Source organism: Massilia sp. Se16.2.3 (genome assembly GCF_014171595.1).
GTDB lineage: Bacteria > Pseudomonadota > Gammaproteobacteria > Burkholderiales > Burkholderiaceae_D > Telluria.
This window is the reverse complement of the sequence record NZ_CP050451.1, coordinates 4,763,070-4,789,728: the sequence shown is the minus strand read 5'-3', so window position 1 is coordinate 4,789,728 and position 26,659 is coordinate 4,763,070. Positions and strand designations below refer to the sequence as shown.

The following is a 26,659-nucleotide window of genomic DNA, read 5'->3' as shown; positions in this document are numbered from 1 at the left end:
AACGCACGGCCCTCGGGCCAGCGAACGAACGTATTACTATCTTTACATACCGTTCTTCAAATGCATATCGATACTTGTCGTCATGCGCGCCCGCGATTGTCAGTACATGCTTCCCGGAGGAGGGAAGACTGGTGACGGAACGCAGGCCTCGTGCGATCGACCGGGCGGACAAGCCACCGGCGAACGCCAGTCACGGCGCCGGCGCGTCCGTCCAGCCCATGTCCTTGGCAAATTCCTGCGCCAGGCGCCGGTAGCCGGCCACCGTGAAGTGGATCAGGTCCTTCGACATCAGCGCCGGCGACTGCTGCGCCCACCCGTAGGCGCGGCCCGGTCCACCCATCGCGTCCTGCATGCTCCAGGCCAGGCAGCCGGCATCTTGTGCCACTTCGGCCTGCACGCGGTTGATGGCGGCGTGGATGGTCGAATACTGGAACAGGTCGACCGCCGCGCGTTTCCTGCCGCTTTTCGCGCCCTTGGCCGCCGCAATCCGCGCCGCTTTTTTCCCTGCCTTCTTGCCCGCTTTCCTGTCCGCGCCCGCGCCTTTTCGACGCACGTTCAACGAACGCGGTACCAGCACGCCGCGGTCGCCCGGCCCGATCAGCACGCAGGCCGCCGTCGGGAAGGTGGCCTTCATGTTGCGTACCGATTCGGTCAGCATCTTGCGGTAGGCCGCCAGGTCGAAGGGTTTGACGTTGCCTTCGTTGGTGCCGAATTCGAGCATGACCAGCTGGTACTGGCGCTGCGCGAACCAGGCGCGCAGGTAGTCCTGGTTGGCGCTCCTCCAGCTGGCGGCGGTGGCGCCGGGATAGCCGAAGACATCCAGCACGTAGGGCTTCGATTGCGCGGACGCCAGTTCCAGGCCGTGAAAGCGCAGGCGCCCATCGACCAGGCGCAGGCGCACCTGCGCCAGCGGCGCGTCGGCCGCGAGTTCCAGCACGGCCGGGCCGGCCTTCTGCTGCAGCGTCACTTCCTGTTCCGCTCCGCCGTCGACGCTGACGGCCACTAGCATCGGCGCCTCGGTCTGCTGGTAGAGGACGCGTACCCGTTCGTAGCCGGGCGACTGCGCGTCCTTGCGCACATCCCAGGCCAGCGTGGCGCCGGCCTGGTCGCTGACCATGTTCACCAGCCCCGGGCCGGGCGCCGTCGTCCCCTCGCCGCTGACATAGACGGGTTCATACTTCCATTGCGGGGACACGCAGGACTGGCGCAGCGGCAGGCGCACGCCGGCCTTGCCCATGTTTGCCGGGATCAGCAGGTTCGGCAGGGCGTCGCCCGGGATCTTGAGGAGCTTTGCCAGCTCTTCGGTGAAGAAATTCGCGGCCAGGTGGCTGTCGCCCCAGATGGCGATGCGAAAGCCCTCGTTCGAGGGCAGCGCGCGCAGCGAGGACAGGGGCGAGTTCGCGGCGGTGGGCACGTCCAGTGGGGGCGCCGGGAGTTCGTCGAGCATGTCTTCGCTGGGGATCTCGAGCGGATCCGGGTTCGGTTCCGCCGCGGGCCGTACGAGTGCCGGCTTCTTCTCGCAGGCGAGCGGCTGCACATTGGCACCCGCGCGCACGGCCAGCTGCATGACGGCAGGCGCCTCCCGGGCATTGGCGTCGACAGGCAGCGCCACGGCTGCAAACAGGGTCAGGAAAACCGGGATGCGCATGGCAGCCTCCGTGCGCCGGCATTGCCGGGCGAAAGATGAAAGAAATTCAGGCGAAAGCGTCAAGCCGCCAGGCGGGCGGCGCCAGGGTTATTATGCCCTGTGGTGCAGCCCGGGCCGCTCAGGGCGCCGCATCGACCGGCACGCGTGCCCCGGCCGCCACCTGGTTCAGGCGGCGCTGCTCCGCGCGCACCTTGTCGATATAGGCGTCGCTGGACGCGCCGCCACCGAAATAGAAACGCAGCGCCTCGGTTTCGGAGCCCTTGAGCTTGACGCAATCGCGCAGGATCTCCGCGCCCACCTTCAGGCTGACGATCGGATCGATGAAGCTGGATTTGCCGCCATATTTTTGGTAGCGCTTCGCGTGGATGCGCGGCATCACCTGCATCAGGCCCTGGGCACCGGCCTCGCTCTGGATGTAGGGGTGAAAATTCGATTCGATGGCCATCACCGCGATGATCAGGTTGGGCGAGAGGCGGTAGGACTTCGACAGTTTGTCCGCTTCGGCGATCAATGCGCCGATCGCCGCCGGCGAGACGCGGTATTTCAGGCCCAGCCACTGGGCCATGGCGGCCTGGGACTTCGACAGCTGGACCGAAGGGACGGGCGGGGGCGGCGGGACGGCCGGCTTGGCCGGTTCCGGTGCCGGTGCCGCCACCGGGGGCGCGGCCGGGCCAGTAGCTGCCAGGGCAGCCTGGGCCGGCACGGATGCGGCGGGCACGGCGGGTGCGACCGCCGCTACCGGTACGGCAGGTTCGCTGCTCGCCGCGCCGATCCACTTGCCCAGCTGCTCGGGATAGACCCAGGCATACAGCACCAGCGCCAGCGCCAGCACGCCCACCACTCTCACGAGCGTCAATAAGCCACGTATCGCAGTCATGGCACTCCTTCACAAATAATTAGTCAGACCACCCGCTTGCCGGCACCCCGGCACCCCGGCTGCCGCTATCGAGGCTGCGGCAGGTGGGGCGCAGGGGGGAGGCGGGTGGCGCTTCCGTTGCCGCCTCACCGCCGTTCGCGGCTTCGGGTGGCGCGACGGCAGGCGCTTCGTGTGCCGATGCCGCCTTGTCGGCCGGCTTCTCGGCGGCCTTGTCAGCCGGCTTCTCGGGTGATGTTTCGGATGGCTTGTCCGGCGCTTGCTCAGCCGCGTGGCCGGTCGATTTCTCCGCCGTGGCTTCCCTTGACGCGTCGGCAGCATGCGCCTTGCCGGCCTTGGCAGACCTGTCTGCCTCCCCACGCTCACGCTCGCCGCCATTTCCTTTAGCCAACATTGTAGCGCGTTCCTCCGGCACGATGACTTCGCCGCCGGTGGCAGTCTTGATTTGCGCGGTCAGCGCGCGCATGCCCTTGGTCGTCAGGTGGATCCCATCCTTGACGAAGAACTCGGCATGGCCGTCCGACAGCGCATGCCAGTCGATCAGGTGCACGTTCGGGTAGAGCGGCGCCAGGCGCGCGATCATCTCGTTGTTCGGCGCCGTCCAGCGGCGGATCGCGCGCACGTTGATGACGATGACCGACTTGCGGTCCGCCAGCTCGTCCAGCAGCGCGCGGAACTGCGCTTCGTTGATGTAGCCGTTCGTCCCCAGGTGCAGCAGGACCGTCGAGGCCTTGCCGGACTTGGCGCGCCATGCCTTGACCGCTTCCAGGCCCTGGCTCGCCTGCCGTCCCACCCGGGCGTCGACGCGGATGCCGGGAATGGTTTTCGACAGGTGGTGCTTCACGCCCAGCAGTACCGAGTCGCCGATGGCGAAGATGTCTTCGCCGCCGGCGATCATCTCGTCGGGGTCAAGCGCGGCCTCGGGTTCGGCGGCGGCAGGTTCGCGCCCGCCACGGGCGCGGCGGGCGCAGCGGCCTCGCTCGTCGGCGCCGGCGCGCTGGCGACGACCGGTGCCGCCGGCGCGTGGAGCAGCGTGATCGCGAAGATCGACCAGGCCGAGCCCATGTAGACGAGCACGCAGGCCGCCATGCGGCGGTTGTCGAGGCTGCGCGGGTTGAAGCGTTTCGAAGGCATCTCGACCCAGCGGTACATCAGTTCGGACAAACCGGCCACCGCCGCCAGGGCGCCAAGCAGCACCGCCCAATTGGAAAAGTCGCCATGGCCACGCAGCTGCAGCCAGACGAAGACCAGCCAATGGACCAGGTAGAGGGAATAGGAGCGCGAGCCCAGCCACTGCGCGAGGTCGGTGCGCAGCAGGCGCGAAACAAAAAAGCGGCGGTCGTTCATGGTGCAGTAGGCCACCACGCCCGTCAGCAGCGGCACCAGCAGGAAACCGCCCTGGTAGAAGGCCGGACTGGTCGGGTTCAGGCTCACGCTCATGCAAGTGAGCACGCCAAGCGACACCAGGGCCGCGATGCGCCAGCCCCAGCGGGCACGCGGGCTGGCCGTGGGCCGCGCCCAGGGATTCCAGAAGCAGCCCAGCGCGGCGCCCGCGAACAGGCCCATGGCGTGGGTATCGGTGCCGAGGTACAGGCGGTTCAGGTCGTCGCTGCCGATGGCCGGGTCATAGCCGTACCACATCCAGGCGGTACTGGCGAAGGCCAGCGCGAGGGCGAACACGCCAGTGGCTTTCGGGCCATGGCGCTTCAGGACGAAAAAGGCCAGCGGCGGCCACACCAGGTAGAACTGCTCTTCCACCGCCAGCGACCAGAGGTGCTTGAGCACGTGGGGCGTGGTGTCGAAATAGGACTGCTTCTCGACGATCTGCCACACGTTCGACCAATACGCCAGGGCGGCTGGAACGTCGGCGCGGAAGGCGGCGAAGGCCGCATCGGACACCAGCGCGGTGCCGGTGGCCAGCAGCACCAGGCCGACCACCGGCGGCAGCAGGCGCTTCAGGCGGCGAAAGTAAAACGCGCGAAAGCGGAAGTCGCCCTTGTCGCGGTAGTCCTTGACCAGCATGGCCGTGATGATGAAGCCGGAGATCGCGAAGAACACGTCCACGCCGAGGAAGCCTGCGTCGAACAGCCCGGAGATATCGCAGTGGAACAGGATCACGGATGCCACCGCCAGCGCGCGCAGGCCGTCGAGTTCGGCGAAACGTGGGTGGCCTTGATTGATCGGGGAATGGGACATGGCTCTAGCGGCTCGGTTCTTCGTTCGGTTCTTGGTTCAGTTCGTGATTCAGTTCGTGATTCAGTGCTTGTTCAGCAGCAGCGCCTGGGCAAACATGCGGCCGCTGAGCTGGTAGCCTTTTGCCGTCAGGTGGGTCAGGTCGCGCTGCATCTGCGGCGGCTGCATCGCGGCCCAGCGCGCGGCGCTGCCAGGACCGCCCATTGCCGCCTGCCAGTCCCAGAAGGCACAACCGTGCTCGAGCCCGACCTGCTTCTGCGCCGACGCGATCTGGGCATGCACGTTCGCGAATTTCAGCGCGCCGCCGCCGCCGGCATTGCCGCGGTCCGGCGGGCCGACCAGGATGCAGCGCGCGCGTGGATAGAAGCTGCGCATGCGCCCCAGGTTCTCGCGCAGGTAGCTCAGGTAATTCGTGCGCGAAAAGCTGGGAACGGCGCCCTCGTTGGTGCCGTACTGGACGAGGACGAGGTTGTAGTCGGCCGCCACTTCCGGCGCCGCCGAAAAAAAATGCGCCGCGGCCGTGTTCGACCAGCTGCGCAGCAAGCCACCCGGCACGCTGAAGGAATCGAGCAGCAGCGCGGGCGCGCTGTCGTAGACGGGCGCAAAGCCGTGCACGGTGACCTTTCCCGACACCACGCGTAGCTTGATCGTGGCCAGCGGCACGTCCGGCACGATGCGCAGGACCGAGCTGTTGCGCCGGCTCAGCGACACGAACTCTTCCGCACCGCCGTCGACCGACACGGCCAGCATGAGCGAGGCGTCCGGCGCGGGTTTCTCGTAGAGCAGGGTCACAGCCTTGACCCGCGCCGACGATCCAGGCGCGCGCAGGTCCAGCGCGATGGTCTCGCCGGGGCTGTCCGCTGTCATGCTGAGAAAACCCTTGGAAAATCCGGGCTGGCTGCGCTTTTCCTTGTGCGCGTAGGCCACGCGCCAACCCTTGCTGGCACAGGCGGCTTTCACGGGTAGCTGCAAGCCGGGCACCGGAATGCCGGCCTGGATGAAAGAGGGCGCCACGGCGCCCTTGGCGATGCCGGCAGTGTCGAGGGCGGCACCGATGAAGTCGCGCGAGGAGCTGAGGCTGTCGCCCCAGAGCGCGATGCGCAGGCCGGGGGCGTATGCAGGGGATGCCGGCGTGGACGTGGTCGTCCGGTAAAGCTGCCGCCCGCCCCGCCATCCGCGTCCAGCCGTGGGCATGTGCCGAGGCCGGCCGCGTGCAGCGCTCCAGCCGCCAGCAGGCCCACGCCAGCTATCGCGATGGACAGCGACCGATTCTTCATGGATGCATCTTCTTGTTCGTCCGGGGAAAATCCACCCGAGCGATGGCAAAGAGATTGCATCGGGGTATTAATTGAATTATAGCAATTGTTATTGAACTGCTATAGGGGTTGATGCATGTTTGTTGCGGATCTGTTGCTGGCAGGCGTGCCACGGAACCGGGGGGCTACGGCCCGATCCTGCTGTGCAGCAGCGCACATCATGCAGACCGGCCAAACAAAAACAAGTAAATATGCGGCGCGTGCAGCAGGAGGAAATCGGCGCAGAGCGCCTAGCACAACCCCTTGCTTGTACATACAGCAACAACACCTTACACTGAGCTATTCCGAACGTCCGTGATCGGTCACGCGATCATGTCGCTTTCGCGACTTCGTCAGGCGCTCTCAACCTCCAATTTTCGGACAATGATTTTGGCGGACGGGTACCGGGGTATGTCTACTGCAGGGCTCGGCAGTCGCATTTTGACTGCAATACCCGTCACCTCAAAACAAGCTGCATGTCAACGACGCTCATATCTCCGATCAGGTTTGCCACCATCCAGTTAGCCGTACGGCTGATCCCAGTGGCGGTGATTGTGGCGTTCGTGTTCGGTGCGATCGCCATCACCTGGCCTGAGCAGTCGGATTTGCGCGGGTCCGATAACATCTTTTGGAGAATCGTCGTCATCCTGTTTTACGTCGGCTCGACAGGTGGTATTGGGCTTGCGTACGCCGCGCAGATGCTGGGCCTGAACGCCCAGGGGCTGATCTCGACACCACGCGTGCCATGGACGGTCAGTCTTGACGCTTCAACGCTGTCGATCCGTGCGCGCCGCTATGCCTCCAGGATCGACATGGACGAGGTTGAAAGGCTGGTGTTGATCAACGACGATAACTGGGATCAAATCAAAGGCATTGAGGATAAATGCCTTGCCATCAGCCTCAAAAGCCGCGCACTCAGGATCATCGTTCCAGGCACTTATGCGGACGATTGGTGAAGGACGAAGCCGCAGCGCGCAAGCGCTCTGCAAACAAACGAGCTCGAGAGACACTATTAACGATGGACACCACTAGTGACAGCGCAGTGCGCCTACCAACCCGCGCCGATGCTGCCGTATTCGGGTGCAAGGTGGCGCTGCTGCGTCTGCGGCGATGGATCGCCGACGCGTTCAAGCGGGACCTGAAGCGGTGGTCATCAGGTGCCCCGCTGCCGCATGTATGGAGCGAAGCGATCTCGGTCCTCGACACTGTCGGTGCCGATGAGCACCGTGCGCTGGTACTCGGCAAAATCCAGAACTTGCGTGTGGCGCTTCGCTCCATCGATGGCGTGCACGTGCCGGCGGGCCAGCTATTGAGCTTCTGGAAGCAGGTCGGACAGGCGCGGCGTGGCCGGGGCTACGTCGAAGGCCGAGAGCTGCGCGAAGGATGCATCATCCCGGCCGTGGGCGGAGGGCTGTGCCAGTTGTCGAACGCCTTGTATCAGGCTGCGCTCGACGCCGGGCTCGATATCGTCGAACGCCACGCGCACTCCCGCGTCATTCCCGGCTCAGCCGCGCAGAGCGGGCGCGATGCGACCGTGTTCTGGAATTATGTCGACCTGCGTTTCCGCTCCGCCGAAGCGTTTGGGATCTCGGCGCGGATTGAAGACGGGCAGCTGCGTGTGCGAATCCTCAAACATTCACCCCGCGCGGTGCCGGCGAAAAGCGCCGTTTCCATCGCATCCATTGCCTTCGCGCCGAAAATGCCGGTACCACGAAGCTGCCACAGCTGCGGCGAGACGGCGTGCTTTCGCCAGGCCGCCGCGAGGCCGGCGACTGCGGCGCACCGGACCGTCTTCATGGTCGATGCGCTGTGGCCGGAGTTCGATGCCTGGATCGCGACCCGTAAAGGCCCTCGCGATACGCTGATGCTGCCCCTGGACGGTCGTCGGCACGGCCGGCCACAGTACGCCTGGCATACCGAGGGTTTCGGAAAGGTCGCCACCTTCCCGATGCTGGCACTGTGGCGCTCGCTGGTGTCCCGTCGCTTGTCGAACCAGGGAGCGGCGCGCCAGATGTCGGCGCTGGCGTTTCGCAAGCGGCTGGCGCACCGCTACGTGGAATCGCTCACCTACCTCGACGAACATGTGGTGGTCTCACAAGACTTGCTGCCTTACGTGTGGGAGACGGGGGCGCTGCAAGGGCGAAGCTTCGACGTCCTGATGACAGGGCCTACCATTTCTGCACTGCACACGGTGCTCGACGACGCCCATGCGCGCCATCCCGAGAGTACGACACTGGGCGATTTTCGCGCGCCATCGGCACTGGCGGCAAGCGAGATGCAGGCCTTGCAAAAGGCAGGGCAGATCCTGACCCCGCATTCCGAGGTTGCCGCCGCGTTTGCACAGACGGTCCGGCTTTACTGGGCACGGCCGGTCCCGGCCCGCACATCCCCGGGGCAACATGTCGTGTTCCCGGCACCTACGCTTGGCCGCAAAGGCGCCTACGACTTGCGTGCCTGCGTACGCGAACTGGGGCTGCCCCTTACCTTGATGGGACCTGTGCTGGAGTCGTCCGACTTCTGGGAGGGAGTGGAGGTGCGGATGGGGACGATGGCCGACGCCGCTGTCCTGGTGCTGCCTGCGTGGGTTCAAGTCCGGCCCACGCTATTACTGACGGCGCTCGACGCTGGGATTCCCGTCATTGCAACGCCGGCTTGTGGCCTGTTGCCCCAGCCGAACTTGACTATCGTCCCAGCAGGCAATGTCGCTGCTCTGATGGATGCGCTGCGGCCCTACGCATCCAGGAGTGTATCTTGAAGTCTACGCTGGGACGAAACAGGTTTTCTGGGCTGCAGTTCTTGAATAATGCGGCCTCGGTAAGGCCGTGGCACTTTCAGCTGCATCAATCCTCTTTTGCTTCTGCAGATGGTGAGTCACCGTACTGAAACTTACCGATGGAAGGCTTACGGTGGGCAGGCCACCGAAACAGTCAGCCAACGAAGCAAAGAAATCGAAGAAACGCGCCATTTTGCCGTCACGCCAAGGCGGCCTGGCACGGATATCGACCACATGAGGACAATATGACCACTACCGCTCACGAAACGCATGAAGCCGAAGCCAGCGTAGCTGCTCCCGAGTCGACAATGAATGCACAGTTCGAGGTGTTGAAATCCAGGGCTTCGGACGCGTTTTCCTCTCCCTATGTGCGCGGCGCCGCCGTACTGGGCATCGCCGCGGCGGGCTATGCGGTCTTCAAACGCAAGAAAAAGCCTGTAACGAAGTTTGTACCAGTACGCAGCCACGATAACGGCGATTTTCTGAAGGCGGGTGGTGTGCTTGTCTCCCTGCTGGCGTCTCTCGCTTCGGCCAGGAACAATGCCAGCGTCGACACACCCGCCGCGGTGCAGAAAGAAAGAGATTATTTTCCGACGCATTCACAGGACGGCAAACCTTCACAGGACGCCAAACCCGATGCGAAGGACGCGGAACCAGCCATCAGCACGCCTGCGCTCCCGCAATTCGAGCACACCTCGACAAGCTGGATCGGCAGGGAGTGGCAAATATTCAAGGCTGCGGCAAACGCATGGATCGATGATTACGCGCCGAGCATGGGGGCAGCACTGTCGTACTACACGCTGTTTTCCCTGGCACCGTTACTGGTTCTCATCATCGCGATTGCCGGGATGGTATTTGGACAGGATGCTGCGGAAGGCGCCATCATCGCGCAGCTGCAAGGCATCATGGGTCAGGAAGGGGCGACCGCTGTGCAGGGCTTGCTGAAAGCTGCGCGTGAACCATCTACTGGAATCGTCGCCAGTATCGTTGGCGGCTTTCTTTTGCTGCTGGGCGCAACGGCGATTTTCGCCGAGCTGCAAACTGACCTGGACCGCATCTGGCGGGTGCCGGCGAAAGCGAAACCGTCGGGCATCTGGGGTTGGTTGCGCAGCCGGGTATTGTCCTTCGGACTGGTTCTTGGATTCGCTTTCATGCTGATGATTTCGCTCGTCGTCAGCGCGGCACTGGCAGCGACGGGCGAATGGCTGGGCGGGGGCGGCGCAGCGGAAAGCGTGTTGGCATCCGTATTGAACTTCATCGCGTCGTTTGCCCTCTTCACCGTGCTGTTTGCGATGATCTACAAGATCATGCCGACCGCGAAGATCTCCTGGCACGACGTCTGGATGGGATCCGCGGTAACAGCCTTGCTCTTCAACGTAGGCAAGTCCTTGATCGGCTTGTACCTGGCGAAATCGAGCGTGGCCTCGGGCTTCGGCGCGGCCGGCTCGTTCGTGATTCTCGTCGCCTGGTTCTATTATTCCGCGCAGATTTTCCTGTTTGGCGCTGAATACACCTGGGTGTACGCAAACAGCAAAGTACGCAAGGAATAGTGCCGGCTCCGCACGCGAATTGCGGCTTCCTGTAATAATGTGCGGTTAAGCATTGTTGAGCGATTGCTTCAACAGGCTTCATCCGAACACAAGGAATCCATGGACATCGTCAAAGCATCCCGACAACGTTATACGGCCAAGGCCTACGACCCGACTCGCCAGGTCCCGGAAGAGACCATGCAGCAGATCTATGAAGTGCTGCGCAACAGCCCCTCGTCGGTCAACTCCCAGCCATGGCACTTCATCGTCGCCAGTTCCCCGGAAGGCAAGGCGCGCCTGGCCAAGGGTGTGCAGGGCGGCTACAGCTTCAATGAAGGGAAGGTTCGCGATGCCTCGCACGTGATCCTGTTCTGCACCCGCGTCGACGCCGAAGGCGGCCACCTCGACCGCCTGCTCGAGCAGGAAGACCGCGACGGCCGCTATGCCGACGAAGCCGCCAAAGCCGGTGGCGCCAAGGGCCGCCTGCACTTCACCAACCTGCACCGCTACACCTACAAGGACCTGCCGCAGTGGTACGAGAAGCAGGTGTATATCGCGCTGGGCCAGGCCATGCTGGCCGCCGCGGCGCTGGGCGTGGATACGACGCCAATGGAAGGCATCGACGTGGCCGCCCTGGATGCGGAACTGGGCTTGCACGAGCAGGGCTTGTCGAGCCTGGCGCTGCTGAGTGTCGGCTACCACGCCGAGGGCGACTTCAATGCCAGGCTGCCGAAGTCGCGCCTGCCGCAGGAACAGGTTTTCACTTTCCTGTAATGCCTGCGGTGCGATCCCGAAGGTCCGGGCAGCGCAGGCGCGGCCACTTCGGGATCCTGCAATCCTGAGCAGGCGCTGCTACAGGCGATCCTGCGCCGTGCCCGCCGGCGCGGCCTGGCGCTGCTCGCCGACCAGCGCCGCCACCCTGGCCGCGAACGCATCGAGGTGGAAGGGCTTGACCATGATGTGCATGCCGGGATCGAGGAAGTCCTTGCCCGGGGTCGACTCGGCGTAGCCGGTAATGAACAGCACCGCGGTGGCGGGCGCGGTCTCGCGCACAGCGTCGGCCAGCTGGCGCCCGTTCATGCCGGGCAGGCCGACGTCGGTGACGAGCAGGTCGATCTCCGCCAGCGTTTCCCTCATCCTTGCCAGCTGCGCCAGCGCGGCCGGGCCGTCCTCCGCTTCGACCACCTCGTGGCCGGCGCCGCGCAGGAGCTCGGCAAGGACTTCACGCAGCGCCGTTTCGTCGTCCACCAGCAGGATGGTGGCGCGCGGTGCCGGCCCCGGGGTCGCCAGGGCGGGCAGTGGCGCAGCGGCGACAACGCTGCCGTGGTGGCGCGGCAGGTCGAGGTGTATTGTCGTGCCGGCGCCCGGCGTGGAGTCCAGGTGCACCCGGCCGCCGCTCTGGCTGACGAAGCCGAACACCATCGACAGGCCCAGGCCGGTGCCTTGCCCGAGCGGCTTGGTCGTGAAGAAGGGTTCGAAGGCGCGCCCCGCCACCTCGGGCGGCATGCCGCTGCCGTTGTCGGCAATGCTGATGCGCACGAAGTCCTGCCCCTCGGCGCCGCCGCTTGCCGTGGCCGCGATATCGCTCGTGCGGATCAGGAGGCGGCCGCCGCCGGGCATGGCGTCGCGCGCGTTGATGGCCAGGTTCAGGAGTGCGTTTTCCAGCTGGTTGGCGTCGCAATACGTACTGCGGAAAGCGCTCCCGTACGCGACTTCGATGCCGATGGCCGGCCCGACGGTGCGCGTCATCAGGTCCAGCATCGAATCGACCAGCTGCTCGACATCGGTGGGCCGCGGATCGAGCGTCTGGCGCCGCGAAAATGCCAGCAGCCGATGCGTCAGCGTGGCGGCGCGATCGACCGTTCTTTCGGCGCCTTCGAGGTAGCGCGCGATCTGTTCGGTCCTGCCGGCTTTCAGGTGCAGGCTCGCCAGCTGCAGGTTGCCGACGATACCGGCCAGCATGTTGTTGAAGTCGTGGGCGACGCCGCCGGTCAGCTGGCCGATCGCTTCCATCTTCTGCGCCTGGCGCAGCGCTTCCTCGGCCTGCCGCAAGGCTTCCTGCTGGGCCCGGGCCTCGCTGACGTCGCGCCCGGCCATGTACAGGGTCGGGCCCTGCGGCACCACCGTCCAGGACAGCCAGCGGTAGGAGCCGTCCTTGTGGCGGCTGCGGATCTCGTACTGATTGACGGTCTCGCCGGCGACGAGGCGTGCCAGGACGGCACCCAGTTCCGCCAGCTGCTCGGGATGGGCAAAGGCCGTGAACGGCGTGGACCGCAGTTCGGCTTCGGTCCAGCCGAGCATGCGCGTCAGGGCCGGATTGCAGGCCAGGAAATAGCCGTCCGTGCTGGCGATGGCGAGGATATCCTGGGCGATGTCCCAGATGCGGTCGCGCTCGGCCGTGCGCTCGCCCAGTAGCTGTTCCAGTTGCATCCGGGCGTCCTGCAGGCGCGCCTCGGTACGGGCGCGCTCGACGGCGCTCCAACTGCGCTCGGCAATGTCCTGCACCGGGGTGATCTCGTGCGGGGCCCAGGCACGCGCCTTGTCCCGTGCACGACCAGGACGCTGCTGAGCTGTCCGTTGCGCATCACCGGCACGCTCAATTCGGCCTTGATCCCGGCCTGGACGAAACGCGCCGCGGCCCGCGGGTCGCGCGCGCCGAGTTCGGCCACGATGTCGTTGTGCACCCTGGCCTCGCCGCTGCGCAGCGTCGGCAACACCGCGTCGCCAAAGTCGTCCGCCGCGACACTGCCGGTCAGCCCGGGCAAGGCGCCATCGAGCGCATTCGAGTGCAAGATCCCGTGTTCGCCGTCGGCCGCGATTTCGCTGAACACGACGCGGCTGGCAGCGAGCTCGGCGCGCAGCAGGGCAGCCGTGCGCGCACAGATCGCGTAGGGATCGGCCAGGTCCCGCAGCTCGTCGCCCAGGCGCACCTGGAAGGCGAGGCGGCGCTCGGTCGTGACCCTGGCCGTGGTGTCGACGCCGGTGCCGTACAGGCCGACGATGCGGCCGCCGTCGTCGTAGATCGGCGAATAAGAGAACGTGAACCAGGTCTGCTCGTCCCGGCCATTCCTGAACATGACGAAAGGCATGTCCTCGACATAAATCGATTCACCCGCCAGGGCGCGCGCGATCAGGGGCGACAGTGCCGGCCAGATTTCCGGCCATACCCGGGAAAAGGGCTGGCCGATGGCGGCGGGATGCTTGTCCTGCAGGAAGTCGGTATAGGCCTCGTTGTACAGCAAGCCCAGCCGAGGTCCCCAGAAGACGAACATCGGATGCTTGGCATCGAGCATCAGGCGCACCACGGTACGGATGGCCAGCGGCCAGGTGTCGACAGGGCCGAGCACCGATGCCGCCCAGTCGTGGTCGGCAAGGCGCTGGCGAAAGGCATCGGCGCGGCTGAACAGGGGAGCGGAGATCATCGTGAGACGCGCGCAGGTGTGGTAGGCCACCATTATCCCTGGCTCCCGCCAGAAATGGCGCCGCGTACCGTGTATCCGGGACATGGCTTTCAAAACATGAACAGCAGGCAACGCACAAGGGTGTTGTTTATCTGCGCATACGGCGCGCGCACGGCAATGGGCACACTGTCCAGGTCTATACTCAGCCCAGGACCATCCCCGGGAGATTGCCATGAAAGCGTTCCACCCTGTCCCTGCGCTGCTCGGCGCCGTGCTCCTGCTGGCCGCCACCGCGGCGGGTGCGCAGTCCGCCCTGAAGAAGGCCGACGGCGTGCTCGTCGATGCCGCCGGCATGACCGTCTACACCTTCGACAAGGATACGGCCGGCTCCGGCAAGAGCGCCTGCAACGACGGCTGCGTGAAGATGTGGCCGCCCGTACCCGCGGGCAGCACGCCGGCGGCGGCGCCGTATTCCGTCGTCACGCGCGAGGACGGCAGCAAGCAGCTCGCCTACAAGGGCAAGCCCCTCTACCTGTTCGCCAACGACACCAAGCCGGGCGAGCGCAAGGGCGACAAGGTCAAGGAGGTGTGGCACGTGGTGGCCGACTGAAGAGGGGGAACCATACTGGCGGGGTCAACCCACGACCCCGAAGGAGCCCGCATGCCGCCAGCCGCTGTCCCCACCGCTTCGTCGCAGGTCATCGGCCTCATCGGCGGTCTGAGCTGAAAAAGTCGGGCCGAATACTACCGCCTCATCAACGAGGAGGTGGCCGCGCGCCTGGGGGGCGTGTAGAACCGGATGCGGTGCAAGACGGCGAGAGCGCCGCAGTGCGAGCACTGCGCCGCAAGCGGACGCGGGCCGACGCAGCAACGCGCCGGTTATGGAAGCCAACAACACATTTATTTTGGGTGAGTACTTTAGTCCAGCCCCAGCCACCTGCGGTACTGCCCGTAATGATGGATCACGAAGCCGCCGAAGGGCTTCATGGCACCGACCTGCTGCGCCGTCAGCCCCAGTTCGCGTTCCATGTCGGCCTCCTTCAGGTGCTCGAACGACACCTTCTTGATGCTGTTCGGTAGCGTCTCGACGCCGATCAGCACGCGCTTGCCGACCTTGTCGGCGTAGGCCAGTTCGTCCATCGCGTGGCTGACGATGCCGTCGCCGCCGAGTGCGTGGTCGCGGTAGTCCATCAGGGCCACGTAGTCGTACAGGTCCTGCACGTGCTCGCTGACGGGCTTTTTCTCGCCACCGTGGTCAAGCAGGATGCCGTCGAGCCAGAAGGGGATCGCCGGTCCCAGCGGCAGATCCTGGCCGGATGCGTGTTTCGCCCGCATCAGCGCGCCAGACAAATCGACGAAATGCGCCAGCAGCTCCATCTTGCGGGTCGACCATTCGGCCAGGATGTGCGGTTCGATGTCGACGTTGATGCCGTCGAAGCGTTCCTCGGGCGCCGCGCTCTTGTTGTAGTCGAGCACCCGCTGCAGCATCGCCAGCGCCTGCGCGCGGTGCTGGGGCAGCACGTAGCGCTCGGTGTGCAGGTAGCCCGAACCGAGCAGGGCATAGGCTTTCATGCCGGAGGCGTGCAGGCGCCGCACCAGGCGCCGGTACAGCTGCGGCTGCGTCACGATGAGGTTGCGCCCGCCGAAGGCGTCCGCATACAGGAACACGGTATCGACCGATTTCGATTTCAGGAAGTCGATGGCGCGTCCGGCGGCGGCGGGCTGCTCGAGCATGTCATAGGAATCTTCTTCCCAGGTCCAGATGGCGCGCGGCGCCGTAGCGGCGGCAGGCGCGGCAGGGGCAGCCTGCGCCAGGGGTGCAGGCACAGGCCAGCAGGGCCGCGGCGAAGCGTTTCATGGCCATGTTCACAGCTTCGCTTCCACGTGGTACTGGCCCATGCCGATCGAGCGCCCGGTGTCGGGATGCGAGGGCAGGACCGAGACGAAATAGCTGCCCGGTGCCACCTTGCGCAGGTCCGGGCGCAGGGTGATGACGGCGCGCTCGCCGGGTGCCAGCGTGCGCGGGGCGCCCGCCGTTTCGCCCAGTTCCAGTCCGTGCTCGTTGGCGATGACGAGCAGCGGCATGAATTCGGGCGAGCGGGTGGCGCCGTGGTTGGTGAACGTCGCCTCGAAGGCCGGCGCGCCGTCCGCACCGGCAACCCGGCGCAGGCCGGTCACGCCAATGTCGCCGGCAGCCGCCGCCAGCGTTGCCGTGCGCAGGGTGCGCTCGCCGCCGTAGCTGGCCAGCTGCGCCTGCGCGGGCCCGAGCGCCGCGCTGCGGCCGGCGGCACCGTTGTCGGTCAGGAAGGCGCGGAACTGCGCCTGGGCGCGTGCCAGCGCCTGCGCGTCGTCGCCGCGGTCGGCCTGCATGCCGTCGCTGATCGTGTAGAGCTGGCCCTGCGCCAGGTAGGCCGTGCCGGAGACGAAGTCGCTCATCTCGCTCTTGGTCTGTTTCAGCGGGATGACGTGCAGGTTGCGGAAGGACGGCTCGGTGTCCAGGCCGGTGCCGATCCAGGTGACGTCGCGCGGCGACTGCAGGCCATGGTTGTTTGCCAGGTAGGCCAGGAGCGAAGGCGCGATGTCGAACTGCGAGGAGATCGCCTTGATCGCGCGCGGCGCCTTCAGCAGCGGCGAGTACACGATCAGCGGCACGTGGTAGCGCTCGATGCGCGTGTCCATCGGCAGCTCGGGCAGGCGGTGGTCGCCGGTGATGACGAAGATCGTGTTGTCGTAGTCCGGCCATTTGGCGGCGCGCTCGAAGAACATGCGCAGCGCATCGTCCGTGTAGAGAATGCTGGCGAAGATGGCGCGGTCGTTCTCGTACACGGGAGCGGCCGGCAGCTTCAGTTGCGCCACGCGTTCGGCCGCGCGCCGCATGTACGCTTCCTTGCCGGGGAAGGTGAAGGGGCTGTGCATGCTGGTGGTCTGGACGACGGCGACCGCCGGTCCCGCCGGGGCCTGGGCCTCGCGCGCCACAGCCACTTCCATCAGGTCGCGGTCGGCGTAGCCCCAGTCGTTGGCACGTTCGTAAGGCGCACTGAAATCCTTTTCGCTGACAAAGGTGTCGACGCCCTGGCGGCGCAGGAACAGGCCCTCGTTGTCGAACTCCAGGTTCGAGCCGGAATAGAAGCGCAGCCGGTAGTCCTGGCGTTTCAGGATCGACAGCAGCGATTCGTGGCGCGGCAGGCGCTCGCCCAGGGCCGTCAGGCCGTTTTCGCCAAAGGGGAGCGAACCGAAGACGGTGGTGAGCACGCCGAAGGTACGGCCCTGGCCGGCCAGGAAGTTCTCGAAGTACAGGCTGCGTCCCGCCAGTTCGTCGAGGAAGGGCGTGAAGCTGCCCAGGCGCGCGCCGGGTCCGGAGAAGGTGCGTCCCAGGCCCTCGACGATGATGAATACGATCTTCGGCGGTTTGCCAGCCTGCGGGTTGAAGAGCGGGCCGAGGGTGTCGGGCGTGCGCTCGGCATGCAGGAAGGGGTAGCGCGGATCGCTGCCGGCCCAGGGCGTCAGCGCCTGCGCGGCCTGCGCGTTCTGCGGCGCGCGCTCCTCGCCCGCGCCGCAGAGGTGCGCGAGGTTGCTGTCGACGAAGTACGCCGTCTTGTTGGTCAGGTAGGCCAGGTCGGCATCGGTGCGCGCCACCTTCGGCGCGAAGCGCACCGGCAGCAGCGCGCAAAGGCGAGGGCGCTGGCCATGGCCGCGACCAGTACGGTGCGTCCGCCGGCGCGCGGCCACCAGGAGCGCACGCTCACTCATCGACAGCAGCGTCCACAGCACCGCCAAAGCCGCCACCAGCGCGAGGCCCAGCAGCGGACTGACCTGCCAGCCGCCGCCGACCGTGGTGCGAACCTCGTCGCTGGAATACGCGAACAGGTCGGCCCCGAGCGGGACGCCGGAAATCCAGTGGTACTGCAGCAGTCCGGTATGCACCACCAGCAGCACGCTCCACAGCATGCCCAGCGCCAGCGTGCGCCAGCGCAGCGAGGGAATCAGGGCCAGCGGCAGGGCGCCGGCGATGAACACGAAGCCCGGCGCAGCAGCGACAGCAGGTCATTGCCCAGGCCCGCGCCGAACAGGGTCGCCTGCGGCACGCCGGCGCTGCTGGCGTGGATGGCTTCGGCAATGCGCAGGCACAGCCAGGCCAGCACCAGCGCCGGCAGCGCATCGACAGGGAAGGCGAAGGCGCGCGCCAGCCAGGCAAGCGCGGCGCGCGGGCGCTCAGGCGTGGTGCTGCCGCTTACCATCGGCGGTACAGTCCGACCGAGACACCGCGTTCGCGCGCGTCCTGGCCGTCGCGCGAGAAGCTGGCGCTGGCCTTGGTGCCCCAGTTGTCCGACCAGTAGCGCACCCAGCTCACGCTGCCGCCGCCCGAGCGGCTGCGCCCGCCCGAGAGCGAGAGCGGATCGTCGCTGCGGCCACGGTTGATGGTGCCTTCGAGATAACTGTCGGCGTCGCCGCGATAGTAGTAGCGCGCCATCAGGCGCTGGCCGTTGCTGTGCGAATCCGCCGTGACGATGTTCTGGTGGCGCAGCTGCACATACCAGTTGCCGCCGTACTTGCCGAGGGTGATGCCATAGATGTTGACGCGTCCATCGAAGCCGAGCACGTCGTCGGCGAGCGCGGCTTCCCAGCCGTTGCCAAGCGCCTGGTAGATTTCGATGCGGCCGGAATTGGCCGGGAACAGGCGAGCGGCCGGGGCGCGCTGGTAGCGGATATTCGCATACGCGCCCTCCCACAGGTCGGTATAGGCGTCGAGCGCCCAGGCGTAGCCCGTCTGGTCGAAGCGGTGCGCGCGCAGGGTTTCGAAGCCGAGCGAGCCGCGCTTCGTGTAGTGGCGCACGCTGGCGGTCTGGTCGTTCCAAGCAGGGCCGCTGCCGACATCCGTCCAGCTGCCCGACAGGCTCGTTGCCCGGTATAGCCCTCGGCCATGACCGCTTCCGGATTGCCTGCGCGTGGCTGCGGCTGTTCCTGGGGCGCCGGCTGCGGCTTCGGCTGCAGCGACTGTTCAAAGGCATCGATCTCGGCGGCATTGCCGCCGGCAGCGCGCGCTTTCACCAGGTCGGCCTTCGCTTCGGCGCTGCGGCCGAGGGCGCGGTAAGCACGCGCGCGTGCCATCCAGGCGGCAGCGTCATCAGGGCGCAGCGCGACCAGGCGGCTGTAGGCATCGACCGCCTGCTGCGGCCGGTCATTCCACTGGTGCAGGTTGCCGAGCGCCTGCCAGACGTCGGCGTAGTCGGGCGAGGCCTTGCTTGCCGCTTCCAGGTCGGCCTGGGCATCTTCCCAGCGCTCCAGCCGCGTGTAGGCGATGCCGCGTCCCAGCAGGACGTCGACATTGCCGGGCGATTGCGCCAGCAGCGCGTTGTAGGCGGCCACGGCAAGCGCCGGCTGGCCGCCGTTGGCCAGATTGCGGGCTTTTTCGTACTGTTCGTCGAAGGAGGGGGCGCTGGCCGGCTGGGTTTGGGCGGACGTGGGAGGCGGCTGGAAGTCGATGGGCATGGAAAAGAGGTCGGAAACGGAAGGACGCACTGCGCTCTGGCAGTGCCATGGCGCAACTTTGCCCCAGCGCAGGGTAAGCGTCAAGGCGCGCATGCCCTGACGAGGCCGGTTGTCGCGCGCTGTCGTCAAAGCATGGCCATCCTGACCAGACTTTCGCCCGGCTTTCAGCGCCTTATCTATTCTCGCGCATCACTTCCAGTTCTTCGTACGCGCGCAGTACCGGGGCCTTGTCCGGCATGTGGTTCGTACGCAGGATCACGCCGTCCTTCGCATACACCAGGTAGCGCTCGCCGGCGCCGTTCTGCTGCGGCAGGCTGTCCATGAAATCGGTGCCGCAGCCGATCACGATACGGTCCTTGATGGTCGTGAACGACAGCAATTGCCCGGGCACGTAACTGCCCTTGATCTCGGTGACCGAATCGAAGACCGCCTCGTGTACCAGCAGGTCCTGTTTCTTGCCCGGTCCCATGTCGCGGGTTTCCTCATGCACGTCCAGGCGTTTCAGCCATCCCGTGAAGACGAGGTCGGCCCGGTCGCGCAGCGCGAGCACGTCTTCCTTCGCCTTGATGATCGCCTTGCGCTGGTACTCGGCACGTTGTTCCGGTGTCGCGATGGCGCAAGCGGCGGCGGACAGGGGCGCCAGCAGGGCGGTACCGATGCATAGGGCGAGGAGATTGCGGGCGGCGGTCACGGACGCTTTCGAAGGACTTGGCAGATCGATCATACCCGAGCGCGGCGTGCCCCCGCAATGCGGCGCTCGCGGGCGGTCGCGCGGGGACTGCGGTCCAGTCAGCGCGAAAAAAAACCGCCCGGCTGGCGGGCGGTTTGGCTGGCGATGCCGCTCTGTCGGAAGCGGTCAGAAGGCTTCCCACTCCTCGCCGCCGACGCGCACGGTCGCTTTCGCCGCAGCGGGTTTGATCACGGGCTTGACGGCCGGCCTGGCGGCGCGCACGGCCAGGGCAGGGCGGGCCGCCGGTGCCGTCGTGCGTGCCGCCTGCGGCGCCGCTGCCGTGCCGGCCAGCTTGAAGACGCCGACCACCTGCGCCAGCGTGGCGGCCTGGGTCTGCATCGAGGCCGCGGCGGCGGCCGATTCCTCGACCAGGGCCGCGTTCTGCTGCGTGACCTGGTCCATCTGGCCGATGGCCGCGTTGACCTGCTCGATGCCGCCGGTCTGTTCGGCGCTGGCGTGGGTGATCTCGCCCATGATGTCGGTGACGCGGCGGATCGATTCCACCACCTGCTCCATCGTCGCGCCGGCCTGGTCGACCAGCCTGGCACCCATGTCGACCTTCTCGACCGAGTCGCCGATGAGCGACTTGATTTCCTTGGCGGCGGCGGCCGAACGCTGGGCCAGCGTGCGCACTTCGGACGCCACGACGGCGAAGCCGCGGCCCTGTTCGCCCGCACGAGCCGCTTCGACGGCCGCGTTCAGCGCCGGGGATATTGGTCTGGAAGGCGATGCCGTCGATGACGCCGATGATGTCGACGATCTTGCGTGCCGACTCGTTGATCGACCCCATGGTGGTGATGACGTCGCCGACTACGGCGCCGCCTTCGGCTGCGACGGTCGATGCCGTGATCGCCAGCTCGTTGGCCTGGCGGGCGTTGTCGGCGTTCTGGCGCACGGTCGTGGTCAACTCTTCCATCGAGGCGGCGGTTTCTTCGAGCGCGCCGGCCTGCTGCTCGGTGCGGGCCGACAGATCCAGGTTGCCGGCCGAGATTTCGGCCGAGCCGGTGGCAATCGTGTCGGTGCCGCTGCGGACTTGGGCGACGATCGTGACCAGGCTGTCGTTCATGTGGCGCAGGGCGCGCAGCAGGGCACCGGTTTCGTCGCGCGAGGTGGCGTCGATGGTGCGCGTCAGGTCGCCGCCGGCCACGGTTTCGGCCAGGTCCACCGCGGCGCGGATCGGACGGGTGATGCTTGTCGTGAGCAGCCAGGACAGCCAGGCGCCGAGCAGCACGGCCAGGGCGGTCAGGCCGGCGATGAGTTTCGTGCTGTGGGCGGCGCTGGCGTCGATCGCCTTGGCGGTGGCGTCGATGCTGGTGCGCTGCATGACGACCAGTTCCTGCAGCAGTTCCTGGTACAGCTTCGAGGCCGGGGTGAAGTTCTGGTCGAGCAGGCGCGCCGCTTCTTCCTCGTTGCCCGCGGCCTTGGCCTTGACGGCGCCGTCGCGCGAAGCCGAATACGCCTTGCGCTGCTCCAGGATACGCGCGAACAGCGCCTTTTCCTCGCCGCCGTCGATCAGCGGTTCGATCTGCTTGAGCAGTTCGGCAGCCTTCTTCACCGAGGCGGCCGCGTCTTCCTTGAAATACGGGCCGAGCGCCGGGTCGGTGCTCTTGACGATGGCCGCGGTGCGGCGGATCGAAGCGTAGTTCAGGCTATACCAATCGGTGATCAGGCGTTCCTTGGTCAGGGGCGCGGCCATCATGGTACGGGTGGCTTCGGCCACTTCGCCCAGGCGCCAGACACCGGCGCAGGCGATCAGCACGGTCATGGCCAGGATCAGCATGAAGCCGAGACCGAGGCGCTTGCCGATCTTGATGTTGGAAATGAAACCCATTACAGCATTCCTTCAGGTATTGGTGGAAGAGGGCGGCGGCAGGCCTGGCGATGGACGCGCAGGGCGGCCGGGGAGCGTCCCTGGAAGCGCTCCGGAGATGACGAATTCTAAGGCGTGCGGGCCATGCTGCGCCAGAGAAAAAGTGACGCAGGGAAATTTTTACGACACTTTTGGCCGCATGGTTAAGCCATCAATTGTTAAATCGCCCAGCAGGGCAAGGGAAGTGTGCTTCTTGCAGCCCCCGTGAATCTGCACTAGATTCTGTCTCACCCGCGCCCTCCGTGACGCCCTTTGCCGAGACGCTCATGAACCCCTCCACCCGTCTTCTTCCCCTCCTGCTGGCCGGCCTGGGCGCCGCTGGAACCCTCCAGGCTGCCGCCTTGCCGCCGGAGTTCGCCGCCCAGCTCGACAAGGATTATCCGGCCATCGAAGCGCTCTACCAGGACCTGCACCGCAATCCGGAACTGGCATTCAACGAACACCAGACCGCGAAGAAGCTTGCCGACCGCGTCAAGGCGCTGGGCTACGAGGTCACCACCGGCATCGGCGGCACCGGTTTCGTCGCCATCCTGAAGAACGGCCCCGGCCCGACCGCGATGCTGCGTACGGAACTGGACGCGCTGCCGGTGCAGGAAAAGACCGGCCTGCCGTTCGCCAGCACCGTCACGACGAAAAACGCGGCGGGCGAAACGGTACCGACCATGCACGCCTGCGGCCACGACGTGCACATGTCGGCCTGGTTCGCCACCGCCAAGCTGATGGCGGAGAACCGCAAGGCCTGGAGCGGCACGCTGATGCTGCTCGGCCAGCCGGCCGAGGAGCCGCTGACGGGATCAAACGCGATGATCAAGGATGGTCTCTTCAAGCGCTTCCCGAAGCCCGACTACGCGATGTCGATGCACGACGAAGGCACGCTGCCGGCCGGCACGGTGGGCTGGCATGCCGGCCACTTCCGCGCCTCGGCCGATACCATCACCATCACCATCCACGGCCAGGGCGGACATGGCGCGACGCCCCAGGAAACGCGCGACCCGGTCGTCATGTCGGCGCGCGTCGTGATGGCGCTGCAGACCCTGATCTCGCGCGAGAACAATCCGGCCGACCCGGTCGTCATCACCGTCGGCAGCATCCACGGCGGCACCCAGGCGAACATCGTGCCCGACCAGGTCAAGCTGCTGCTGACCGTGCGCACCTTCAAGCCGGAAGTGCGCAAGCGCGTGCTGGCCAGCATCGTGCGCGAAGTCGAGGGCGAAGCCATGGCCGCGGGCGCGCCGAAGAAGCCGCAGGTCGACATCGTGCCCGGCGCCGATTCGGTCTATAACGATCCGCAGCTGACCGCACGCGCGGTCGCCGCGATCCAGGGCGCGCTGGGGGCCGACAGGGTGGTCGAGATGCCGGCCAAGATGACCTCCGAAGACTTCGCCAACTACGGCCAGGCCGGGATCAAGTCCATCCTGCTGCACGTGGGCGCGGTCGAGCCGAAGAAACTGGCCGATGCGCGCGCCGCCGGCAAGTACCCGCCGGGCACGCACTCGCCACAGTGGGCGCCGGACTTCAAGCCGACCGTGCGTTCCTTCATCGCGGCGGAGACGGCGGTGTTGCTGGATTTGTTGAAGCCGGGGCAGGCGAAGTAGGGGATGGCGGCGCCGATGTTCAGATGGTGAGACGGCGTGGGCACAAGTGCCCACCCTACGATGGCAAGGCGCCGCCATTTTTTCGGCACGCAACCTGTGAATTGGCGTGGGGTGGGCACAAGTACCCACCCTACGATGGCAGGCGCCGCTATTTTTTCGGCACGCAACCTGTAAATTGGCGTCGGGTGGGCACTCGTGCCCACGCGGTACGGGATGGCGGCGCCGATGTTCAGATGGTGAGACGGCATGGGCACAAGTGCCCACCCTACGATGGCAAGGCGCCGCCATTTTTTCGGCACGCAACCTGTGAATTGGCGTAGGGTGGGCACTCGTGCCCACGCGGTACGGCCTATGCGCGGTCGCTGCGCATGCGAACGAGGGACTATCCGCCGTGGTGTAGGGTGGAGTCCCGACTCCACGCGTTTTCACAACCGGCATGACGCGAAGGGAATGCGCTGGGCCGACCATGCCAACTTCTGTTTGCTGCGCAAAAACAATTGTTCAGCATGAAATGCCCCCAACATCGGCGAAAACCGCCCTTATCCTCTTGATAAGAGAAAGTTTCAGCCCGTTTAGGGTATAATTTCAATTTCCCGCGCGTGCCGTTCGGCACCTTCAGCAAATGACCAAATTTGTATTCGTCACCGGCGGCGTCGTGTCTTCCCTGGGCAAGGGGATCGCAGCCGCCTCCCTCGCCGCGATCCTCGAATCGCGCGGCCTCAAAGTCACCATGCTCAAGCTCGATCCCTACATTAACGTGGATCCGGGCACGATGAGCCCGATGCAGCACGGCGAAGTATTCGTCACCGACGACGGCGCCGAGACCGACCTCGACCTGGGCCACTACGAGCGCTTCATCAGCACCCGCATGAAGAAGGTGAACAACTTCACCACCGGCCAGATTTACGAGTCCGTGATCCGCAAGGAGCGCCGCGGCGAATACCTCGGCAAGACCGTGCAGGTGATCCCGCACATCACCAACGAGATCCAGGACTACATCCGCCGCGGCGCCGAAGGCGTCGACGTCGCGCTGGTCGAGATCGGCGGCACCGTCGGCGACATCGAATCGCTGCCCTTCCTGGAAGCGGCGCGCCAGCTGTCGCTGCGCGCCGGCCGCAAGTCGACGGCCTTCGTCCACCTGACCCTGGTGCCGTATATCGCGTCGGCCGGCGAACTGAAAACCAAGCCGACCCAGCACAGCGTGCAGAAACTGCGCGAGATCGGCATTTCGCCGAATGCCTTGCTGTGCCGCGCCGACCGCCGCATTCCCGACGACGAGCGCGCGAAAATCTCGCTGTTCGCCAACGTCGAAGAGCAGGCCGTGATCTCGGTGTGGGACGTGGACACCATCTACAAGGTGCCGCAGGTGCTGAACGACCAGGGCCTGGACGACATCATCCTCGAAGCGCTGGATATCCAGGCGCCGCCGGCCGACCTGTCGATGTGGACGAAACTGATCCACACGCTGGAAAACCCGAAGCACGAAGTCACCATCGGCATGGTCGGCAAATATGTCGACCTGACCGAATCGTACAAGTCGCTGACCGAAGCGCTGCGCCACGCCGGCATCCATACCGAAAGCCGCGTCAACATCGAGTACCTCGATTCGGAAGAGATCGAAACGAAAGGTTGCGAGCACCTGGCCAAGTACGACGCCATCCTGGTGCCGGGCGGCTTCGGCAAGCGCGGCGTGGAAGGCAAGATCATGGCCGCGCGCTATGCACGCGAAAACAAGATCCCTTACCTCGGCATCTGCCTCGGCATGCAGGTGGCGCTGATCGAATACGCACGCCACATGGCCGGCTTCCCGAACGCGAACTCGACCGAATTCGACCTGGAAACCGACCAGCCGGTCGTCGCCCTGATCAACGAATGGCAGAACCACGACGGCAAAGTGGAAAAGCGCGACGAGAACTCGGACCTGGGCGGCACCATGCGCCTGGGCGCGCAGACCTGCGCCGTGAAACCGGGCACGCTGGCGGCCGAGATCTACGGCAGCGTCGTGACCGAGCGCCACCGCCACCGCTACGAAGCCAACAACTTCTACCTGCCGAAGGTGGAAGCGGCCGGCCTCGTCGTCGCGGCGCGCACCCCGAACGAAGACCTGTGCGAAATCATGGAACTGCCGCGCAGCGGAGAGAACGCGCACCCGTGGTACATGGGCGTGCAGTTCCACCCTGAATTCAAGTCGACCCCACGCAGCGGCCACCCGCTGTTCACCTCGTTCATCCAGGCCGCGCTCGCGCACCAGGCGCGCAGCGCCCCGGCCGCGGCCAACGAACAAGCTTTGCAAGGAGACGCAGCATGAAACTCTGCGGTTTTGAAGTAGGCCAGGAACACCCGATTTTCCTGATCGCCGGCACCTGCGTGATCGAGTCGCGCCAGATGGCGATGGACACGGCCGGCACGCTGAAGGAAATCACCAGCGCGCTGGGCATCCCCTTCATCTATAAATCGTCCTTCGACAAGGCGAACCGCTCGTCGGGCAAGACCTTCCGCGGTCCCGGCATCGACAAGGGCCTCGAGATCCTCGCCGACGTGCGCCGCGAAATCGGCGTGCCGGTGCTGACCGACGTGCACGACGAAGAGATGATCGCGCAAGTGGCCAGCGTCGTGGACGTCCTGCAGACGCCGGCTTTTCTCTGCCGCCAGACCGACTTCATCAACGCCTGCGCGCGTTCGGGTAAACCGGTCAACATCAAGAAGGGCCAGTTCCTGGCGCCGGGCGACATGAAGAACGTGATCGACAAGGCACGCGCGGCAGCTCGCGATGCGGGCCTGAACGAGGACAACTTCATGGCCTGCGAACGCGGCGCTTCCTTCGGCTACAACAACCTGGTGTCCGACATGCGTTCGCTCGCCATCATGCGCGAATCGAACTGCCCGGTGGTGTTCGACGCCACCCACTCGGTTCAGCTGCCGGGCGGGCAGGGTACGTCCTCGGGCGGCCAGCGCGAACACGTGCCGGTGCTGGCGCGCGCGGCGGTTGCCGTGGGCGTCGCCGGCCTGTTCATGGAAACCCACCCGGACCCGGCCAACGCCATGTCGGACGGCCCGAACGCGGTGCCGCTGGGCCGCATGAAGGAATTGCTGACGACCCTGGTCGAACTGGACCGCGTGGTCAAGCGTGCGGGCTTCCTCGAGAACAGTTTCAAGGCATAATTGCTTATTGGGATTATTTAGCTTGCAAGTCGAGGCGCCTCATATGGCGCCTCGACTTTCATGTGCGACAGGATTTTTTACCTTCTGGAGATTTGAGAC

The 26,659-nt window shown here is 65.9% G+C and carries 20 protein-coding genes and 2 pseudogenes; 8 read left to right on the top strand and 14 right to left on the bottom strand.

What is annotated here, in order from left to right:
• Window positions 1–190 precede the first annotated feature (190 nt).
• From G4G31_RS21910 to G4G31_RS21890, 5 genes are all read right to left on the bottom strand, one after another.
• Window positions 191–1,648 (bottom strand): GDSL-type esterase/lipase family protein, encoded by a 1,458-nt coding sequence (locus tag G4G31_RS21910; protein ID WP_182989378.1) that lies wholly within the window; start codon window positions 1,646–1,648, stop codon window positions 191–193.
• A 118-nt stretch (window positions 1,649–1,766) separates the two neighbouring features.
• Entirely contained in the window at window positions 1,767–2,525 is a 759-nt protein-coding gene (locus G4G31_RS21905; RefSeq protein ID WP_182989377.1) for a transglycosylase SLT domain-containing protein, read from the bottom strand.
• A gap of 19 nt (window positions 2,526–2,544) precedes the next feature.
• Window positions 2,545–3,420 (bottom strand): hypothetical protein, encoded by an 876-nt coding sequence (locus G4G31_RS21900; protein WP_182989376.1) that lies wholly within the window; start codon window positions 3,418–3,420, stop codon window positions 2,545–2,547.
• Complete coding sequence (locus G4G31_RS21895) at window positions 3,417–4,718, bottom strand: acyltransferase (RefSeq protein ID WP_182989375.1); 1,302 nt, start codon at window positions 4,716–4,718, stop codon at window positions 3,417–3,419. The genes G4G31_RS21900 and G4G31_RS21895 overlap by 4 nt, the downstream gene beginning before the upstream one ends.
• A 60-nt stretch (window positions 4,719–4,778) precedes the next feature.
• Window positions 4,779–5,909: a GDSL-type esterase/lipase family protein gene (locus G4G31_RS21890; protein ID WP_182989374.1), complete on the bottom strand. Its 1,131-nt coding sequence runs from the start codon at window positions 5,907–5,909 to the stop codon at window positions 4,779–4,781.
• Window positions 5,910–6,486: 577 nt separating this feature from the next.
• On the opposite strand from G4G31_RS21890, the gene G4G31_RS21885 reads away from it, so the two are divergent.
• The 4 genes from G4G31_RS21885 (at window position 6,487) to nfsB (ending at window position 11,086) form a co-directional block, all read left to right on the top strand.
• On the top strand, window positions 6,487–6,966 hold the full coding sequence (locus tag G4G31_RS21885) for a hypothetical protein (protein WP_182989373.1): 480 nt from the start codon (window positions 6,487–6,489) through the stop codon (window positions 6,964–6,966).
• The gene (locus tag G4G31_RS21880; RefSeq protein WP_210283920.1) at window positions 6,963–8,765 is read left to right on the top strand and encodes a VanW family protein; all 1,803 of its coding nucleotides are present in this window, start codon (window positions 6,963–6,965) and stop codon (window positions 8,763–8,765) included. The genes G4G31_RS21885 and G4G31_RS21880 overlap by 4 nt, the downstream gene beginning before the upstream one ends.
• Before the next feature lie 263 nt (window positions 8,766–9,028).
• On the top strand, window positions 9,029–10,333 hold the full coding sequence (locus tag G4G31_RS27125) for a YihY/virulence factor BrkB family protein (RefSeq protein WP_229425184.1): 1,305 nt from the start codon (window positions 9,029–9,031) through the stop codon (window positions 10,331–10,333).
• Window positions 10,334–10,432: 99 nt separating this feature from the next.
• Complete coding sequence (gene nfsB, locus G4G31_RS21870; protein WP_182989371.1) at window positions 10,433–11,086, top strand: oxygen-insensitive NAD(P)H nitroreductase; 654 nt, start codon at window positions 10,433–10,435, stop codon at window positions 11,084–11,086.
• Window positions 11,087–11,164: 78 nt separating this feature from the next.
• Here nfsB and G4G31_RS27120 read toward each other — a convergent pair whose 3' ends face one another.
• Window positions 11,165–12,664, bottom strand: coding sequence for an ATP-binding protein (locus tag G4G31_RS27120; RefSeq protein ID WP_229425660.1), 1,500 nt, complete (start codon window positions 12,662–12,664; stop codon window positions 11,165–11,167).
• Window positions 12,619–13,767, bottom strand: a complete 1,149-nt coding sequence (locus tag G4G31_RS21855) for a PAS domain-containing protein (RefSeq protein ID WP_182989370.1) — start codon at window positions 13,765–13,767, stop codon at window positions 12,619–12,621. Before G4G31_RS21855 ends, G4G31_RS27120 begins: the two co-directional genes overlap by 46 nt.
• 178 nt (window positions 13,768–13,945) lie before the next feature.
• On the opposite strand from G4G31_RS21855, the gene G4G31_RS21850 reads away from it, so the two are divergent.
• Window positions 13,946–14,323, top strand: a complete 378-nt coding sequence (locus G4G31_RS21850; protein ID WP_182989369.1) for a hypothetical protein — start codon at window positions 13,946–13,948, stop codon at window positions 14,321–14,323.
• A 308-nt stretch (window positions 14,324–14,631) separates the two neighbouring features.
• Here the strand turns inward: G4G31_RS21850 and G4G31_RS21845 are convergent, their stop codons facing one another.
• From G4G31_RS21845 to G4G31_RS21815, 7 genes and pseudogenes are all read right to left on the bottom strand, one after another.
• On the bottom strand, window positions 14,632–15,540 hold the full coding sequence (locus tag G4G31_RS21845; RefSeq protein ID WP_182989368.1) for a hypothetical protein: 909 nt from the start codon (window positions 15,538–15,540) through the stop codon (window positions 14,632–14,634).
• A gap of 39 nt (window positions 15,541–15,579) precedes the next feature.
• The gene (locus G4G31_RS21840; protein ID WP_182989367.1) at window positions 15,580–17,730 is read right to left on the bottom strand and encodes an LTA synthase family protein; all 2,151 of its coding nucleotides are present in this window, start codon (window positions 17,728–17,730) and stop codon (window positions 15,580–15,582) included.
• On the bottom strand, window positions 17,697–17,951 hold the full coding sequence (locus tag G4G31_RS21835; RefSeq protein ID WP_182989366.1) for a hypothetical protein: 255 nt from the start codon (window positions 17,949–17,951) through the stop codon (window positions 17,697–17,699). Before G4G31_RS21835 ends, G4G31_RS21840 begins: the two co-directional genes overlap by 34 nt.
• Entirely contained in the window at window positions 17,945–18,547 is a 603-nt protein-coding gene (locus G4G31_RS21830; protein WP_182989365.1) for a YaiO family outer membrane beta-barrel protein, read from the bottom strand. Before G4G31_RS21830 ends, G4G31_RS21835 begins: the two co-directional genes overlap by 7 nt.
• Window positions 18,548–18,804: 257 nt before the next feature.
• Window positions 18,805–19,203, bottom strand: a pseudogene (locus G4G31_RS29525) (tetratricopeptide repeat protein); the annotation flags it as partial.
• A 172-nt stretch (window positions 19,204–19,375) separates the two neighbouring features.
• Window positions 19,376–19,894, bottom strand: coding sequence for a hypothetical protein (locus tag G4G31_RS21820; protein ID WP_182989364.1), 519 nt, complete (start codon window positions 19,892–19,894; stop codon window positions 19,376–19,378).
• Between the two features lie 165 nt (window positions 19,895–20,059).
• A pseudogene (locus G4G31_RS21815) lies at window positions 20,060–21,764 on the bottom strand (methyl-accepting chemotaxis protein).
• 305 nt (window positions 21,765–22,069) lie between these two features.
• On the opposite strand from G4G31_RS21815, the gene G4G31_RS21810 reads away from it, so the two are divergent.
• From G4G31_RS21810 to kdsA, 3 genes are all read left to right on the top strand, one after another.
• Window positions 22,070–23,398: an amidohydrolase gene (locus tag G4G31_RS21810; RefSeq protein WP_182989363.1), complete on the top strand. Its 1,329-nt coding sequence runs from the start codon at window positions 22,070–22,072 to the stop codon at window positions 23,396–23,398.
• 622 nt (window positions 23,399–24,020) lie between these two features.
• A complete protein-coding gene (locus tag G4G31_RS21805; RefSeq protein ID WP_182989362.1) occupies window positions 24,021–25,706 on the top strand; it encodes a CTP synthase in 1,686 nt (561 codons plus the stop codon).
• A complete protein-coding gene (kdsA, locus tag G4G31_RS21800) occupies window positions 25,703–26,560 on the top strand; it encodes a 3-deoxy-8-phosphooctulonate synthase (protein WP_182989361.1) in 858 nt (285 codons plus the stop codon). The genes G4G31_RS21805 and kdsA overlap by 4 nt, the downstream gene beginning before the upstream one ends.
• Window positions 26,561–26,659 lie beyond the last annotated feature (99 nt).

Bases quoted from the DNA above. Each gene is read 5' to 3' on its own strand.
- G4G31_RS21835 (WP_182989366.1), bottom strand. From the start codon at position 17,951: ATGGTAAGCGGCAGCACCACGCCTGAGCGCCCGCGCGCCGCGCTTGCC.
- G4G31_RS21855 (WP_182989370.1), bottom strand. From the start codon at position 13,767: ATGGTGGCCTACCACACCTGCGCGCGTCTCACGATGATCTCCGCTCCC.
- G4G31_RS21805 (WP_182989362.1), top strand. From the start codon at position 24,021: ATGACCAAATTTGTATTCGTCACCGGCGGCGTCGTGTCTTCCCTGGGC.
- G4G31_RS21910 (WP_182989378.1), bottom strand. From the start codon at position 1,648: ATGCGCATCCCGGTTTTCCTGACCCTGTTTGCAGCCGTGGCGCTGCCT.
- G4G31_RS21895 (WP_182989375.1), bottom strand. From the start codon at position 4,718: ATGTCCCATTCCCCGATCAATCAAGGCCACCCACGTTTCGCCGAACTC.
- G4G31_RS21905 (WP_182989377.1), bottom strand. From the start codon at position 2,525: ATGACTGCGATACGTGGCTTATTGACGCTCGTGAGAGTGGTGGGCGTG.
- G4G31_RS21890 (WP_182989374.1), bottom strand. From the start codon at position 5,909: ATGCCCACGGCTGGACGCGGATGGCGGGGCGGGCGGCAGCTTTACCGG.
- G4G31_RS27125 (WP_229425184.1), top strand. From the start codon at position 9,029: ATGACCACTACCGCTCACGAAACGCATGAAGCCGAAGCCAGCGTAGCT.
- G4G31_RS21900 (WP_182989376.1), bottom strand. From the start codon at position 3,420: ATGATCGCCGGCGGCGAAGACATCTTCGCCATCGGCGACTCGGTACTG.
- G4G31_RS21885 (WP_182989373.1), top strand. From the start codon at position 6,487: ATGTCAACGACGCTCATATCTCCGATCAGGTTTGCCACCATCCAGTTA.
- kdsA (WP_182989361.1), top strand. From the start codon at position 25,703: ATGAAACTCTGCGGTTTTGAAGTAGGCCAGGAACACCCGATTTTCCTG.
- nfsB (WP_182989371.1), top strand. From the start codon at position 10,433: ATGGACATCGTCAAAGCATCCCGACAACGTTATACGGCCAAGGCCTAC.
- G4G31_RS21850 (WP_182989369.1), top strand. From the start codon at position 13,946: ATGAAAGCGTTCCACCCTGTCCCTGCGCTGCTCGGCGCCGTGCTCCTG.
- G4G31_RS21810 (WP_182989363.1), top strand. From the start codon at position 22,070: ATGAACCCCTCCACCCGTCTTCTTCCCCTCCTGCTGGCCGGCCTGGGC.